The organism is Marinomonas pollencensis (assembly GCF_003387375.1).
Lineage (GTDB): Bacteria > Pseudomonadota > Gammaproteobacteria > Pseudomonadales > Marinomonadaceae > Marinomonas > Marinomonas pollencensis.
The window spans coordinates 71,470-86,188 of sequence record NZ_QUNG01000010.1; the positions used below are offsets into that span (position 1 = coordinate 71,470).

The following is a 14,719-nucleotide window of genomic DNA, read 5'->3' on the forward strand; positions in this document are numbered from 1 at the left end:
ACAAACGCCTATTTAGCAAAAAAGACTTCATGACGGGCATTGGGCGCCAGTGAGATCTCCGCATGAATGCGCTGTAAACCAGAGCAATGTCTGAGTTCTGCCACCATTTTTCGGTTAAAGGCATTGATATTAACGTCTGCCAAATAGTCATTAACTGGCATCCAACAGGCTTCTGCTACCTCATCGGTATCCGTAATCACAATGGTTTCATTCAAGGGCGTCAAACGACACACAATGTATAAATTCGATTTGTCGAATTGCACTGGATGACGGCTTCTTAACCCTAAAACAGCGTCAAATTCGGTGTGTACACCGGTTTCTTCAAGCACTTCTCGAACCACTGCCTCTTCGATATTTTCCCCTTGTTCAAGGTAGCCTCCAGGCAGCTTATAACCCCGATAAGCAGACCAGTTATCCCGCATTACTAGCAGTTCATCCTTAGCATTAATCACAATCGCCCCCGTGCCTAATGTATGGGTTGGGGAAAAGGGAGCAAAACTGCTTTCCTCGATGCGACAAATCATGGTTAAAGCATCTTCACTACAGGTATGAAAAACAAACTCATACTGAGCCAACACTGGAACAAAGGCGGTTTCACGACGATCAAGCGTTACCCAAATCAAGCGATAGCTGTGCTGTTTTGCTTTTTTTAATAAGGCTGCTAACCCTTGCTCAAACAGATTAACAGTGTCCGGCAAACCGTGAGCGTCGATGATGATGCCACCAAAAGCGTCTGTTTGATGGGGCAGAATAAACGACATAATGAGATCCTTAAAAGGCAATCAGATAAACACAGAAGGTGTTATTTATAGCAAGGAAAAATAAGCTGTTGTGGTCTTAAAAAAAAGAGGCAAGCGTGGAATGAATCACGCCTACAGCAGCCCCAAAGCTCTCTTCAAACACATCTACGGAGGAACTTTAAGCATAGATGAAAAGAAGGCTTTTTCCAGTATTAAAGGAGCCTGTGTAGTGGGCTCCTTTCACGCTGTTGTTAAATAGATGATACAAGCATAACAAACTAGCTAGTTTGCTGGGCGCTCATCATATTGCGGGGCGTCATCATTAATGCTGTCCCACTCTGCCTTTGATGCTGCAAAGATATGCATTGATGGGCGCTTCTCTATCTTGCTATCTAAGGTGCCGATTCGCAAACGAAGTAATTCTGGCTGACTCGGGCGACGACTGTACAAAGGCGACGCACATTTTGTACAAAAAGTTCGAAACACACCTGGAGTGGACTCATATTCGCCAACCAAAGACTCACCACTAATAAACACAAAGGCTTCAGTAGGAATCGCGGCATTGGTAGCAAACGCAGTGCCATTAGCTTTGCGGCATTTTTGACAATGGCATTGCATAATCGCCCCGAGCTCACTGCGTACTTCGTACTGAATGCCATTACACAAACAACTTCCTTTCAATACTGTGCTCATTCTCTTCCTCCCTTACCTGCATAAATTTTTAGTTGCTGGGTGCATAAATACGCTGACGACCATGGCGAGCTTCTAAGCCTTCTCGGTCAGCTTTTTTTAACCCTTTGACAACCAAGCTGTATGAATTATCAATCATACGTTCAATTTCACTCGGCGGCAAAGAACCGTCTAACAACACGGTATTCCAATGACGTTTATTCATATGGTAACCCGCACTCACCGCACTAAAGATATCTCTTAGCTGCTGCGCCTCATCTGGGTCGCATTTTAAATTCACTGCCTGCTGCCCATTACGCACCATACATAAAGCAAACATTTTCTGCTGAACTTTAACCACCATGGCGTCAGGCCCAAATGGGTATTCTTCTACCGCTTCGGGTTTTGCGAGTAGATACTGTTTTACCGCCTCATCAAACATTCAATCTTGCGCCTAAATAATCATCTAGCGACCATGCTAGCGCTTTTTATAAAAGATAAAAACCAAAACGCCCGCCCACTTAGGTTAGTGGGCGGGCGTTTAGAGGCATTGTCAGGGTCTTTTCTGAAAAGCTTAACGCGCTTTCAAAGCTAGCCGTTTACAACCTGTTTAAGATCTTGCTGACTGGCAAGGTATTCGTCATAAGTACCTTGGAAATCAATCACTTCTTGATCTTTAATTTCAATCACTCGGTTCGCTAGAGAAGAAACGAACGCACGGTCATGACTGACAAAAATCAGCGTACCATCAAACTCCAATAAAGCATTATTAAGTGCTTCAATTGCCTCCATATCCATATGGTTAGTTGGCTCGTCCATGACCAATACATTTAGGTCCATCATCATCAACTTGCCGAATAAGAGACGGTTTTTCTCACCACCAGAACACACTTTTACTTTCTTATTAAAGTCATCGGCCGTGAACAATAAGCGGCCTAACATAGCGCGTACTTTTAGGTCATCATGTTTGGCGGTACGCCATTTCGACATCCAGTCAAACAAGGTCAAATCGCAGTTGAAATCTTCCGTGCTGTCTTGTGGGCAATAACCAATGACGGCGTTTTCCGCCCATTTAATTTCGCCTTTTTTCGCTTCTAATTCGCGCATTAAACAGCGTAAGAAGGTGGTTTTACCGGCACCATTTTCTCCGATAATGGCTAATTTAGAGCCTGCATCTAGGATCATATTGCCACCATTAAAGAGCATGCCCTCTTCAAAACCATGCCCTAGGTCTTCTAATATTAGCGCTTGGCGATGCAGTTTCTTGTCTTGCTTAAGGGTAATAGAAGGCGTCATACGACTCGACTGCTTTACTTCAGACAGTTCGATCTTATCCAGCTTTTTGGCGCGAGAACTTGCCTGTTTGGCTTTTGAGGCATTTGCAGAAAAACGGTTTACAAAGGCCTGTAGGTCTTCCATTTCCGCGCTTTTCTTAGCGTTTTCTGTTAGTAATTGCTCACGAATCAAAGCAGAGGCTTCCATGAAGTACTCGTAGTTACCAGGGTAAATACGCAATTCACCGAAGTCGATATCGGCCATGTGAGTACACACAGAGTTTAAGAAGTGACGGTCATGGGAAATAATGATCATGGTGCATTTACGCTGATTCAATACACCGGCCAACCAGTTAATGGTATGAATATCCAAGTTGTTGGTTGGCTCATCCAATAGCAAGATATCAGGGTTAGCAAACAAGGCTTGTGCTAACAAGACTCGCAACTTCCAGCCCGGCGCCACCTGGCTCATCAAACCAAAGTGGTAAGACTCTTCAATGCCTGCTTCCAGTAGAATGTCACCGGCACGGCTTTCTGCACTGTAACCGTCCATCTCAGCAAACTCGGCTTCAAGTTCACCGGCACGCATGCCGTCTTCTTCACTCATTTCAGGTTTCGCATAGATAGCATCACGCTCTTGCTTCACTTTCCACAGAGCGGTATCACCCATGATCACAGCGTCAACAACGGAGTATTCTTCAAACGCAAATTGGTCCTGACTCAAGGTACCGACTTTTTCACCTGGCGTAATGGATACATTGCCCGATGTAGGTGTCAGTGCACCGCTTAAGATCTTCATGAAGGTGGATTTTCCGCAGCCATTCGCGCCAATCAAACCATAACGGTTGCCGTTGCCGAATTTTGCAGAGATGTTTTCAAACAATGGCGTTGCGCCAAATTGCATGGTGATATTAGCTGTGGAAATCAAAAAGAATACCCTGAGAAAGAAGGAGAAGAATTCGCTTATTGCTGACAGCCCAAAAGCCGTACAAAAGATAAGCACAAAGGCGGCGAATATAGAGATTTATCGCGCTAAAGTCGAGGTTTAGATGGATTATTTGTACACCATAGCCAAAACAAGGCAAATCACTTGCGGCTATCTACTGTCGCTTAAAAACAAAAATAGAGCGCTCAACAAATAAGAACACGAGGTTTATTTGTCTGAGACTCTATTTACTAACCTTAAAAGATAAGAATATGCGCTAACACAGCCTATCATTTTTCCACATCAACCCATGCATCCCAGCCTTTCCATTCGTATTCATCACTTTCTACCGCATTTACCACAAAACGCTTTACCAATGATGTGTTGCTGAATTTATTGATTAAGTAATTCATTGTGCTTTTCCTGTTTGAATTTTTAATAGCAAAATTCTATCAAGATCAATTTTCCTAATAAAATCACCTTTTACTAACGCCATCATAGCGTCATTCTATTTCCATCCAATGACAGCGTCGTTTTTGTTTCAGAAAAACCACTTTGAGCATCAGGCGTCTCACTTAAGTCGCCCTGAGCATCCTTATGATTATTTTCTGCAAAGGTCATAAAGCCAGCCTTACACAGCTCAATACATTCATCACAGGCCATTTTTAATACCCTTGCCCGCTCTTTGTCTAAAATGGAGCATTGGGTTGTTAGACCTAACATAAAGCTCGCTAACAAACCTTCAGGGCGAACCAAGTTGGTAAGCACTGACCGACGAGCATTCCCTCTTGATTTGGCTGCTCTCACCTCTAATGCTTGAGTTTTTAGGTATAACAGCTCTCGCTGTCGACGCATTCTGCTTAGACCAAACATAATCGTTTCCTCAGCAAAAGCTTATGCATTCTCAGATGAGTCTTGATCATTCGGGATCAAGGCATCTAAGGTGCGTGTAAAATTCATCTGCTTTAAAGTGTTGCGTGCCACGTACATAAGCCCAGCGGCACTCAACAAGGTGACAAGGGTAGCCATCAGCAAGATGCTAACCAAGGAAAAACCATAACTCCATGCCAGTGCCGCTGCACTGGCAATCAATAACAGCCAAGCGGTAATTAATAAGAAAACAATACCGCCAATTAAAGCCAATAGCTGCGCACTGGAAGTTACCCAGATTTTGGCCTCAAGAGCACCTAACCCAAGCACACTTTTCAACCACTTTTTATGACTTAACGCTAGCTCTGCAAAATCGGCTTGCTCGGTTGCTTGGGTTGTTTTCATCACTCTCACCTGCTGATTGATCAAGGGAATAGTTACGCCTTGGTCGCTACCTTAACTCACTGTAACGACTCGCTGTGGGCAGTTCATCGGTGTTTTGCTATTTACGCTTGCACAACAGACCTGCGACTACGGCACCAGCAAGAAAAGCAATGCCGACGGTTTTAACTGGATGTTCTTTGGCATAATCTCCCACTACGTTTGTCACCTTCTCTGACTGCTGCTTAGCGGTATCTGCCATCTTGTGCGCTTGCTCACTAATTTGATGAGCTACTTCTTCGATTCGCTCTTCACTTTTGCTTGCTGCTTCTGAGGCACCATCAACGCCCTTATGAGCCGCTTCCGCCGCTTGATCCACTTTTTCATGGGCCTTGGATTGAGTCGTGCTTTTTGCTGTAGCCATGATTCTTCTCCATGATTTTTGAATGTAGTTATTCCTTTGCCAACATCATGCCAATCCATAACTATTTGATATTTAATAGTTTTATAAAAATCAGATAACAAAGAAAAACAACAGAAGAAACTTACTACACACTTGCGTGTAAAAAATTCATGGGGAATATTGCAGCAAATAAGAGCGGATTCGACCGACACTATCCGCAAGAAAACTTACTCTTCATGGTTTACCTAACACCGTTCTAAATGAGGCTTCGCCAGCACAAAACACAACAGCGCCCAAAAGAAGCCAGCACACAGACCAGCGATCACATCAGTTGGCCAATGCACTCCCAGGTAGACTCGACTTAACGCCACACACAGCGGGATCAGCACAGCAACACCTAACCACCAACGTGCCGCTGAACGCTTTGGGTATTGCCAATCTGGCAGCAAAGCACAGGACAGAAAAAAGAGCGCTGAAGACATAGCATGGCCAGAAGGAAAACTACTGGTATAGACCTTGGTTGCATGGGGAACTAACTCAGGGCGTGGTCGAGAGAAGCCCCATTTCAATAAGAATGAAAACACCATGCCCGAGGCAATAACGATCAGGAAATACAAGGCTAAGCGGCCTTTTCCTATCAAAGCCAGATACCCAGCCAACACCAGGCTAAAAAAGCCCAGCAGCCAATTACTGCCTAACGCAGTAATATCTCTCATCAGCGAACCGACCCAATCAGGCCCCCAACCTTGGCGCACATCATGGCTGTCTCGCAAGGCAAACAACAGGCTGCTATCAATATGAGCAACTATTGGTGTATGAACCAAGGTGGCTAAGAGCACAAAACCAAAAAAGAGAACGGACAATAAAACAAGGTTCGACCGAGTAACTTTACTTTCCAAAAAGAGATCATTATTCATAAACACCTTCGCGTTAAAAAACTGGCTATCATTTTCATTCGTTATCGAGGATAAGCAAAAGGATAAAAGCCGAATGGGCACCAAGTTTAACGCAACAAAAAAAGCCACTAAAGCGCACGCTCAATGTGCTTAGTGGCCTAATCTGATGGTCTCGGTTTTGCTTCGCTGTTTCAGTTTAGGAGTGGGGCCGATGGCAATACAGCGCCGCATGCTCTAATAAGTAATCACCTTCTAGCTCAACACGAACATCGGCTGTTAGCAGGCTCGCTGTCGGTTTACCATAAACCCATACGGTTTGCTTAAGCCCGCTGTCTAAATTGGCCACCTCAATCTCTAAACGGCGATAGCCATCACTTTGTGTGATGCGCTCTAATGCATCCATCTCAGCCAATGCTACATCGTCAACACAAAACACCTGCCCTATCACCGGGTGCCCCTCTCCAGCCGCTAACACCAGCCAAGGAGAATAACGTTCGCCAACCAACAGCAGAGGGTAAGGTTCTACGGTTTTGAACACACCAGGCATACGTACACCTTGGTTGCGTTCAAAATTAGGAAAACCTTCTTTTAATGTGCCGAACACAAAGACATAGTGACTGTGTGGCTGATCACTTTGCAAACTAAGGGGCATCTCGATCCGTAGGTGCACGGGTAAACGCTGACATCAGTGCATGAGGGTCGCTTTGCTCAGTTTGTCTAGAACAAGCTTCAGCCCACCATACCAACTGGTTAAAAGTACGATTCACATAGTTCTCCCAACGCTTCTCATCTTGGCCAGGTTGAATGCGACCGTCTTCTTCCAAGACGTCTTGGGCATGTGGGATATGCACCATGGAGGAGACAGGTAAACAGCCAAGTTCACTTAAGAATACGCGCATGCCAACGGCTGCACGCATCCCTCCCCATTGTCCAGAGGAATAAGTGACAATGGCGCTAGGCTTATAAGAAAACAGCGAGCTGCCAAAGTGGTTTAATAAATTAGCCAGCGCTGGACTGAGGCTGTGGTTGTACTCAGGGCTCAGCATAATGTAGCCATCTGCGGCACGAATTTTATCCGCTAAAACGTCTAAATCCTGTGGCACGGTGCGTTTGGAGTAAGCAAAATGCGGTTTGAAAATCGCCCCTAATTCATAATCTAACGGGTCGATTAATTCAATATCATGCTCAGGATAACAAGACGAGAAGAAAGACAAGCACGCCTTACTAACCCTTTCTCCTAGGCGCGCGGGGCGTGGTGGTGTACTGGTTCTTACTGATCCTAAAAAGATCAAAAACTTCATTATTCCCTCCTTGCAACAAATTTGACCGTTGAGCAGAACAAAACAACCTAGCGATAATACTTTTCTTGATCGATGCGTCCTGCCTTCATAGTCACCGCATGATCACACATATAATCAATCACATCTGGGTCATGGCTTACCATGATCATAGTCAAATCACGGCTGGCTTTTAAATCATTTAGTAAATTTAATATTTCAGCCTGCACCGACATATCTAGCGCCGAGGTTGGCTCATCCAACAACAATAATTTTGGCTCCAGCAATAAGGCACGAATGATCGCTACTCGCTGACGCTGCCCTCCCGATAATTGATGGGGGTAGCGGTCAATCATGTTTTCCGCCAAACCCACTTGCTTAAAACCTTCACTCAGACGGTCGTCGATATCTTGTAAACCCAATAACTTTAAGGGCTCAGCGAGCGTTCGGCGCAATCGGTGTTTAGGGTGTAGCGACGCATAAGGGTCTTGAAATACCATTTGTACCCGACGGCGTAGCTCGCCAGTGAAAACCTTACCAGACTCTAACGGTTGCCCAAATAGGCTAATGTCGCCTTCCCAGTATGGGTTCAATCCTGCCAGTACCCAAAGAAGGGACGATTTACCGCAACCAGACGGTCCCACTAAACCAAAGCATTCACCGGCTTGTACGCTAAGATCGACATTGTGCACCACGGTATTGCGCTGTAAACCTTGGGCATGACTCACACTGACATTGTTAACTTCTAGCTGGTTCACTTCAAGGTCTCCAAATGCTGGCGGTCTAAGGTTGGCAGTGGCTGCCCACGCTTAGTGATATTAGGGCGGCACGACCATAAGGTTTGAGTGTAAGGGTGGGTCGCGTTTGGTAACGCTTCTGCGGGCAAATGATCAATTAATATCCCCTGATACATGACCATCACTCGCTCACAATAATCAGCCACTTGTTGCAAATCGTGGCTAATCAATAACAGGCCCATATTACGCTCTTCGACCAAGGAATGGATTAGCGCCAGCACCTGGTCTCGAACCGCGTGGTCTAAGGCTGAGGTGGGTTCATCGGCAATCAAAAGCTGCGGGTCATTGATCAAGGCGATCGCTAGCATCACCCTTTGCCCCATCCCTCCTGACAATTGATGTGGGTACATTTTTCTGAGCTTAGCTGGGTTAGCAAGGCCAACGGCATCCAACATGTATTCGACTTTTTCTAGCCTTGCTTTGCTGGACATAGACTGATGCAATACCAATGGTTCTGCTACCTGACGACCAATATTCTGGGTCGGGTTTAACGCGTATTTCGGATCCTGTAACACCATGGAAACTTGCTGGCCACGTAGGCGATTCCATTGGCTCTGGCGGTAGCTTAATACCGGATGACCGAGCAGTTGGAAATGGTCCGCCTCAACCACTAAAGAGTCGGCCAATAAGCCCATCAATGAGCGTGCTGTTAGGGATTTACCAGAACCAGATTCTCCAACTAAAGCAACGCGTTCATGTCCCATTGAAAAATCAATGCCTTTCACCAATTCGGTACCATCATCAAGCCCTATACGCAGGCCGCGAACGTCCACTAACGATGTATTATTTGTCATGACGTGGATCCATTTTATCTCTTAGCCCATCTCCGAGCAGGTTAAAAGCAAGACTGGCTAACAAGATGGCTACGCCCGGCACCGCTGCCACCCACCATTGATCAAAGATCACGCGGCTTCCACTGGCAACCATAGAGCCCCATTCGGCAGCGGGAGGTTGAATCCCCATGCCTAAGAAGCCCAAGCCTGCTGCAGACAAAATAATGCCCCCTAGATTTAGCGCTGCACGGACAATCGCACTGGGTAAAATCAACGGCAAGATATGACCAAATATTAAGCGCCACCCACTAACCCCTTGCATTTTTGCCGCCGTCAGATAATCACTGCGGCGAATAGACAAGGTTTCTGTTCGCGCCTGACGCGCAAAAGATGGCCAGCTAGTAAAAGCCAATGCCAGTGCCCCATTCATTAAACCTGGCCCTAAAATAGACACTAAGGCTAGGGCAATAACCAAGCTTGGTAAGGACATTACAATGTCAGTTAAACGCATTAAAATACGCTCAACCCAGCCACCAAAATAGCCAGCACAAATACCCACAGTTAAGCCAATCGGCACCGTTAATAAAATCACCAGACTGACCAACAGCAAGGTAGGACGGGCACCATGTAAAACCCGTGAAAAAAGGTCTCGACCAAAACGGTCGGTTCCAAACCAATGTTGTGCATTGGGCGCTAGCAAGCGATCTTGAATATTTTGTACATTGGGATCAAAAGTCGATATGTATGGCGCAAGCAATGCCAATACCACCAACAAAACGACCAAGAGTAAGCCGATATTAAAGGTGTTAAATAGCTGCCTTAACGGCAACCCGCGCCAGGTTTGTGAAATGATCATCGTGTTCTTGGGTCCACCCATTTAGTCAATATATCGGCCAGTGCATTGAGCAGTACAAAACAGGTGCCAATTAACAGCGTGGCACCCAGTACCGCCGCGGTATCTGAAGCGAACAAGGCACTGGTTAAGTAACGTCCTAAACCTGGCCAAGCAAATACGGTTTCAGTTAACACCGCGCCTTCTAATAATCCGGTGTAAGACAAGGCTAAAATGGTGATCAAGGTGCCTAGTACATTAGGAAAAACATGCACCAACAAGATGCGCAAACGACTGGCACCTTTGGCTTGTGCCAATATCACATATTCTTTGTTGCTTTCTTCTAACATCACAGCCCGAAGCAATCGAGTGATAGACGCCATTGATAACAGTGCCAATACAGCGACCGGTAGCCATAAATGAGCAATAGCATTTTTAACAATGTTTATGTCACCGCTGCGAAACGCATCCAGTAGCACAAAACCACTATTTTGCGTCATCGTATAGGTGTAAATATCATCCAGTCGTCCAGGGCCTGCTGACCAATGCAGGGTCGCATAGAAGAGCAATAACCCCAGTAGCCCGAGCCAAAAAACGGGCACGGAATAACCTAATAAAGAAATAAAACGAGCAAAGTGATCTAACCAACTGCCTGGCTTATACACAGCTAAAGTAGCGAACAATATGCCAAAAAAGGCGCCAAACAACATAGCGCAAGTCGCCAATTCTATGGTGGCAGGAAAAGTCCGCATTAGATCGTCAAGCACCGGCTGCTGGCTTAACTGAGATGTGCCTAAATCCCCCTGACTCAAGCGCCCTAAATAGTGCAAAAACTGCATTGGTAAGGGGTTATCTAAGCCTAATTCATGGCGTGCTTGTTGATAGCTTTCTTCACTGGCGTGATCCCCCACCAGCTGTAGGGCAGGGTCGATTGGTGCAGCGCGAGACAGTAAAAAGGTAAATACCAATAAACCTAATAAGGTCAGCGCCAAGGAAATAAGGCCGCTCGCCAAATATTGGCTGCGGCCTATCCAAAGCCGACGCATCACGCCGGCTGGTTTCTCATTATCATGCATTATTTAGAAACGTTTTTATAATAAACCATGTCTGGCGTAATACCTTGGACATAACCTTTTAGATTATCTCGAATGGCAACCAATTTTTTATTCTGTAGACCAATGACCACTGGTGAACTTTCACGCACACGACGTTGCAGCTCTTGGTACATTTCAGTTCGTTTTGCTGGGTCTGTTTCGGCCCGTGCAGCGATGGTCATTTTACTGAGCTCTGGAATCTGCCAGTTGGCACGCCAAGCAAGTGTTTTCGAACCATTTTCAGGGTTATAAGCAAACGAAGACGCATTGGTATTTGGGTCAAAATAGTCAGGCCCCCAAGACGATACGTTGGCTTCATAGTTATGCTCTTTCACCTGACTAGACACTTGGCTGCTAATGCCTGGAGTCAGCTCCACTCGAATACCGGCTTTAGCAAAGCTGGCTTGCAGTGCCTGAGCAACATCAAGATATGGCGGTTGATTAGATACCACAAGTTTGAAATGTGGGTCTTTGATTCCTGCCTCTTTTAAGATCTGTTTCGCTTTTTGTGGATCATAATGATAAGGCTGATCGCTCAATGCGCCACTAAACCCTTGCGGAAGGAAGGATTGTTGAACCTGAAATTGACCACGCATCAGGTCAACGGCAATGCCTTTATAATCAAATGCCCAGTGTGCTGCTTCCCAAAATTTTGGATTACCCAAATCTGGGTTATTTTTGGCTTTGGTATTAAACATGATGTAATACAGTGACGCATAAGGCAGCGCTAGAGCTTTGACACCAGGCTTTCCTTGCAATGACTCGAATTGATCTGAGCCTAGGTTACGCGCAATGTCCGCGTCACCTTGTTCAATCAGTAACTGGCGTGTCGCCGCATCCGGTACATTTTTCATCAATACCATTTTCATTTTAGGCCCGCCACCTGGGGCCGTTGTATTTTCAGTTAATACCAGGGCTTCATGGGGCGTGTATTTCATAATTTTAAATGGCCCACTACCAGCCGAGTGGCTATTTAGCCACGCATGGCCATAATCACCATTGATGGCGTGCGTTGCGACAGTTTTTTGGTCAATGATGGAGGCTGCAGGAGCGGACAAAAGACTCAAAACAAAGGCAGAGCCAACGTTAACGTCCCATGTTATTTTCACTTTATTGTCGCCTACTTTTTGTAGGTGACTGTCTACATTGTCTTTATTCCAACCTAATTGAGTCAAAATAAACGATGGTGCTAAATTCAGCTTCACTACGCGGCCTAAAGAGAAAATAACATCTTCAGGTCGAATCGGGTTGCCACTTGCAAACTGGGCATTATCCTGCAAGGTTACAGTCAAACTATGAGGTGTCGATTCCCAACTGCTCGCTAACGTTGGCTTCAAATGTGTGGGATTTTCAGGGTCAGACTGAACCAAACGTTGATAAATATTGGTAAAGGTTTGTACCGAGGTCAGCTCGAACCCTTGAGCAGGATCCAGACTGGTAATATCGTCAAGCGATTGAGCAACCACTAAAACATTTGGCGGAGTGGCTGCCATAGCCGCAATACTCCCAGTTAGTAATATGCCAGTGGCAATCCATTTCTTAATCATCAGGTGTTTTCCTAGCGAAATCATCAATTTTGTTGCATTTTAAGTGAGCTTACCGATAGGCGGAAGTGAGTTAAAGCAATAGGCTTTTTATCTTCACATTTGAACCAGCTTGATGAAATTGCTTGTTCAAACTGGGACGTAAACAAGGCTAGTCTCAGCCTTGTGCCAATTGCTTGGTTAGGGCATACGCGGAGATAGGTTTACAACCAGAAGGGTTTTGACCACACCACAGTGAGGCAAAGTTGATTCCACCTGATTGAGCCTCTAATGCTTTTAATTGTGTCATTTCGATCGCAGCGTGAGGGAAGGCTGGCGCGAATGGCGACATATAGTGCAACTCTGTCATTGCTCGATTCACCACAGAACGAGCGGGACGCCCGGTAAACACATTGGTTAATGCAGTATGTTGTGCGACCTCACTTTGCAGCACTTGTCGATGACCATGGCTAATCTGGGATTCATCACAAAGCAAATAGCTGGTTCCAACTTGAACCGCTGTGGCGCCTAAGGACAATAGTGCTTGTATGTCTCTGTGGTGCGCAATGCCCCCTGCAGCAATCACTGGTATCGTTACGGTTTGAGTCAGTTGTGAAACCAGAGACAACAACCCCATTTGAGTCGTTATGTCATCAGACAAAAACATACCTCGATGACCGCCCGCTTCTACCCCTTGTGCAATAATGCCATCAACCCCTCTTGCTTCTAACCAGAGTGCTTCTTCTAGCGTGGTGGCAGAGGAGAGAATTTTACTGCCCCACGATTTTACTCGCTGGATTAATTCGGCATTCGGAAGACCAAAATGAAAACTAACGACGGGAGGTGAAAATGGCTCAATCGCGTCCGCAATGGCATGACTAAAAGGAGCGCGATTAGCACTATTAGGCCTACTTTTAGGCGTCGCTCCATATTCGGCGAAATACGGTTTTAACAGCCTTTGCCAAGCTTCTTGTCGTGTATCATCATAGGCCGTCTCTTGATGACAAAAGAAATTCAAATTATAAGGTTTATCGGTCGCAGCTTGAATGCGTTTGATTTCGCTGACCATGTTATCAATACTTAACATGGCACAAGGCAGTGACCCTAAGCCACCAGCGTTAGACACGGCAATCGCCATTTCACTGCCCTGGGCTCCTGCCATCGGCGCTTGAATAATAGGGTATTCACAACCTAGTAGCTGCACTGCAAGTGTATTATTCATCTTTGCTACTCCTTAAGCGAAACGAAAGTCATCTTACTTTCGGCAAATAACTTTGGATTGAACTGGGCAGCACTTGTAATAGTTTAGCGCGCATAAAATGCCATTTTGCCGACAAGAGTAATAACCCTCCGCCAATCAGCACGCCAGTAAGAGCAAAGCTATAGCCAATCCCACCATAGCTTTCAATAATGGCCGATACTGCATAGATCACATAAATTAACGAAGAAACCATAAAGGCTCGGCGGTCTACTGCTATGGAGATGGACGTCATTAATAAGTATAAAAAGACCACAACCAGCATACTTAATATGCTTTCATTGCCGTTTAAAATCCCCAAATTCGAGAAAATAGGATGAATAATTAAAGGGGCTGAAAGTAGATGCAACCAAAACGCCACATCTGAGCGGCGAGTTATCCGCTTTGTATCAGACGCATCCCAGCACATTGCTAACACAAATGCCGTGATGCCACATAAGAAAAGCACGGTCATTAGCCCCTCTTGCGCGGCTGGGAAAATCACCAATAGCAAAGAAAGGAAAAACACAAAAAGGCTACCGACTCCCATCGCAACGGTAATCGGCACTCTAAATCGACGCCAATGAAAATAAGCACACACAGTGGTGATCGCAGCGGCAATTAATGAAGACGCTTGTACGCTAAAAGATGGAATCACTGAGCTAATTGAGAATGCACACCAAAAAACCCCTCCCATAAAAGAAAGCAACAAGGCAATCGCAGGCAACGCCATTTTTCGTTTGCGCACGAAAAGCTCTGCTAACCCCCAGGATAAAGCCGCAAAAACCAGCATAGCCAGCGTGTTACTTACTGGTCTAACAACCCAAACTGATGAAAACAACAATAAGCTGCACGCAATCACCACGAAGATATCATTAAAACCACCGACTAAACGAAAGTTCTCTTCATCCTCAAAGCGGGTGTGTTTTTCTTCTGCTAATAAAGATCGAAATTCAGTGACGGCAGCATCGGTAAATACGCCCTTCTTTACGGCATAATTTAAATCTTCATCCGTGTACATAAAGCGC

18 protein-coding genes are annotated in these 14,719 nt (G+C 45.5%); all 18 read right to left on the reverse strand.

Going from position 1 to position 14,719, the window contains the following annotated elements:
• Positions 1–8: 8 nt before the first annotated feature.
• The 18 genes from DFP81_RS13730 to DFP81_RS13810 all read right to left on the reverse strand — a co-directional run bounded on the left by DFP81_RS13730 (position 9) and on the right by DFP81_RS13810 (position 14,712).
• On the reverse strand, positions 9–761 hold the full coding sequence (locus DFP81_RS13730; protein WP_115898467.1) for an NUDIX hydrolase: 753 nt from the start codon (positions 759–761) through the stop codon (positions 9–11).
• A 261-nt stretch (positions 762–1,022) separates the two neighbouring features.
• Positions 1,023–1,433: a GFA family protein gene (locus DFP81_RS13735; RefSeq protein WP_115898468.1), complete on the reverse strand. Its 411-nt coding sequence runs from the start codon at positions 1,431–1,433 to the stop codon at positions 1,023–1,025.
• A 28-nt stretch (positions 1,434–1,461) separates the two neighbouring features.
• The gene (locus tag DFP81_RS13740; RefSeq protein WP_115898469.1) at positions 1,462–1,851 is read right to left on the reverse strand and encodes an MmcQ/YjbR family DNA-binding protein; all 390 of its coding nucleotides are present in this window, start codon (positions 1,849–1,851) and stop codon (positions 1,462–1,464) included.
• A gap of 149 nt (positions 1,852–2,000) precedes the next feature.
• Positions 2,001–3,611, reverse strand: coding sequence for an ABC-F family ATPase (locus tag DFP81_RS13745; protein WP_115898470.1), 1,611 nt, complete (start codon positions 3,609–3,611; stop codon positions 2,001–2,003).
• A 287-nt stretch (positions 3,612–3,898) separates the two neighbouring features.
• Entirely contained in the window at positions 3,899–4,021 is a 123-nt protein-coding gene (locus DFP81_RS18520; protein WP_281272041.1) for a hypothetical protein, read from the reverse strand.
• An 82-nt stretch (positions 4,022–4,103) separates the two neighbouring features.
• Positions 4,104–4,481 (reverse strand): hypothetical protein, encoded by a 378-nt coding sequence (locus DFP81_RS13750; RefSeq protein WP_115898471.1) that lies wholly within the window; start codon positions 4,479–4,481, stop codon positions 4,104–4,106.
• 21 nt (positions 4,482–4,502) lie between these two features.
• Positions 4,503–4,883 carry a hypothetical protein gene (locus tag DFP81_RS13755; protein WP_115898472.1) on the reverse strand — a complete coding sequence of 127 codons (381 nt, stop codon included), beginning with the start codon at positions 4,881–4,883 and terminating at the stop codon, positions 4,503–4,505.
• Positions 4,884–4,980: 97 nt separating this feature from the next.
• A complete protein-coding gene (locus DFP81_RS13760) occupies positions 4,981–5,283 on the reverse strand; it encodes an ElaB/YgaM/YqjD family protein (RefSeq protein WP_115898473.1) in 303 nt (100 codons plus the stop codon).
• A gap of 224 nt (positions 5,284–5,507) precedes the next feature.
• Complete coding sequence (locus DFP81_RS13765; protein ID WP_147299455.1) at positions 5,508–6,179, reverse strand: phosphatase PAP2 family protein; 672 nt, start codon at positions 6,177–6,179, stop codon at positions 5,508–5,510.
• A gap of 175 nt (positions 6,180–6,354) precedes the next feature.
• Positions 6,355–6,810 carry a gamma-glutamylcyclotransferase family protein gene (locus DFP81_RS13770; RefSeq protein WP_115898475.1) on the reverse strand — a complete coding sequence of 152 codons (456 nt, stop codon included), beginning with the start codon at positions 6,808–6,810 and terminating at the stop codon, positions 6,355–6,357.
• Positions 6,800–7,459 (reverse strand): NADPH-dependent FMN reductase, encoded by a 660-nt coding sequence (locus DFP81_RS13775; protein ID WP_115898476.1) that lies wholly within the window; start codon positions 7,457–7,459, stop codon positions 6,800–6,802. The genes DFP81_RS13770 and DFP81_RS13775 overlap by 11 nt, the downstream gene beginning before the upstream one ends.
• Positions 7,460–7,506: 47 nt before the next feature.
• Positions 7,507–8,193, reverse strand: a complete 687-nt coding sequence (locus DFP81_RS13780) for an ABC transporter ATP-binding protein (RefSeq protein ID WP_115898477.1) — start codon at positions 8,191–8,193, stop codon at positions 7,507–7,509.
• Positions 8,190–9,026: an ABC transporter ATP-binding protein gene (locus tag DFP81_RS13785; RefSeq protein WP_115898478.1), complete on the reverse strand. Its 837-nt coding sequence runs from the start codon at positions 9,024–9,026 to the stop codon at positions 8,190–8,192. Before DFP81_RS13785 ends, DFP81_RS13780 begins: the two co-directional genes overlap by 4 nt.
• On the reverse strand, positions 9,016–9,861 hold the full coding sequence (locus DFP81_RS13790; protein WP_115898479.1) for an ABC transporter permease: 846 nt from the start codon (positions 9,859–9,861) through the stop codon (positions 9,016–9,018). Before DFP81_RS13790 ends, DFP81_RS13785 begins: the two co-directional genes overlap by 11 nt.
• Entirely contained in the window at positions 9,858–10,913 is a 1,056-nt protein-coding gene (locus tag DFP81_RS13795) for an ABC transporter permease (protein WP_115898480.1), read from the reverse strand. The genes DFP81_RS13790 and DFP81_RS13795 overlap by 4 nt, the downstream gene beginning before the upstream one ends.
• Positions 10,913–12,478, reverse strand: coding sequence for an ABC transporter substrate-binding protein (locus DFP81_RS13800; protein ID WP_115898481.1), 1,566 nt, complete (start codon positions 12,476–12,478; stop codon positions 10,913–10,915). The genes DFP81_RS13795 and DFP81_RS13800 overlap by 1 nt, the downstream gene beginning before the upstream one ends.
• A gap of 154 nt (positions 12,479–12,632) precedes the next feature.
• Complete coding sequence (locus DFP81_RS13805) at positions 12,633–13,676, reverse strand: NAD(P)H-dependent flavin oxidoreductase (protein WP_115898482.1); 1,044 nt, start codon at positions 13,674–13,676, stop codon at positions 12,633–12,635.
• Between the two features lie 28 nt (positions 13,677–13,704).
• Entirely contained in the window at positions 13,705–14,712 is a 1,008-nt protein-coding gene (locus tag DFP81_RS13810; protein WP_115898533.1) for a hypothetical protein, read from the reverse strand.
• Positions 14,713–14,719 lie beyond the last annotated feature (7 nt).

Coding starts and splice junctions, on each gene's coding strand:
- DFP81_RS13760 (WP_115898473.1), bottom strand. CDS start 5,283: ATGGCTACAGCAAAAAGCACGACTCAATCCAAGGCCCATGAAAAAGTG.
- DFP81_RS13775 (WP_115898476.1), bottom strand. CDS start 7,459: ATGAAGTTTTTGATCTTTTTAGGATCAGTAAGAACCAGTACACCACCA.
- DFP81_RS13765 (WP_147299455.1), bottom strand. CDS start 6,179: ATGAATAATGATCTCTTTTTGGAAAGTAAAGTTACTCGGTCGAACCTT.
- DFP81_RS13755 (WP_115898472.1), bottom strand. CDS start 4,883: ATGAAAACAACCCAAGCAACCGAGCAAGCCGATTTTGCAGAGCTAGCG.
- DFP81_RS13730 (WP_115898467.1), bottom strand. CDS start 761: ATGTCGTTTATTCTGCCCCATCAAACAGACGCTTTTGGTGGCATCATC.
- DFP81_RS13735 (WP_115898468.1), bottom strand. CDS start 1,433: ATGAGCACAGTATTGAAAGGAAGTTGTTTGTGTAATGGCATTCAGTAC.
- DFP81_RS13790 (WP_115898479.1), bottom strand. CDS start 9,861: ATGATCATTTCACAAACCTGGCGCGGGTTGCCGTTAAGGCAGCTATTT.
- DFP81_RS13770 (WP_115898475.1), bottom strand. CDS start 6,810: ATGCCCCTTAGTTTGCAAAGTGATCAGCCACACAGTCACTATGTCTTT.
- DFP81_RS13785 (WP_115898478.1), bottom strand. CDS start 9,026: ATGACAAATAATACATCGTTAGTGGACGTTCGCGGCCTGCGTATAGGG.
- DFP81_RS13800 (WP_115898481.1), bottom strand. CDS start 12,478: ATGATTAAGAAATGGATTGCCACTGGCATATTACTAACTGGGAGTATT.
- DFP81_RS13795 (WP_115898480.1), bottom strand. CDS start 10,913: ATGCATGATAATGAGAAACCAGCCGGCGTGATGCGTCGGCTTTGGATA.
- DFP81_RS18520 (WP_281272041.1), bottom strand. CDS start 4,021: ATGAATTACTTAATCAATAAATTCAGCAACACATCATTGGTAAAGCGT.
- DFP81_RS13810 (WP_115898533.1), bottom strand. CDS start 14,712: ATGTACACGGATGAAGATTTAAATTATGCCGTAAAGAAGGGCGTATTT.
- DFP81_RS13750 (WP_115898471.1), bottom strand. CDS start 4,481: ATGTTTGGTCTAAGCAGAATGCGTCGACAGCGAGAGCTGTTATACCTA.
- DFP81_RS13805 (WP_115898482.1), bottom strand. CDS start 13,676: ATGAATAATACACTTGCAGTGCAGCTACTAGGTTGTGAATACCCTATT.
- DFP81_RS13740 (WP_115898469.1), bottom strand. CDS start 1,851: ATGTTTGATGAGGCGGTAAAACAGTATCTACTCGCAAAACCCGAAGCG.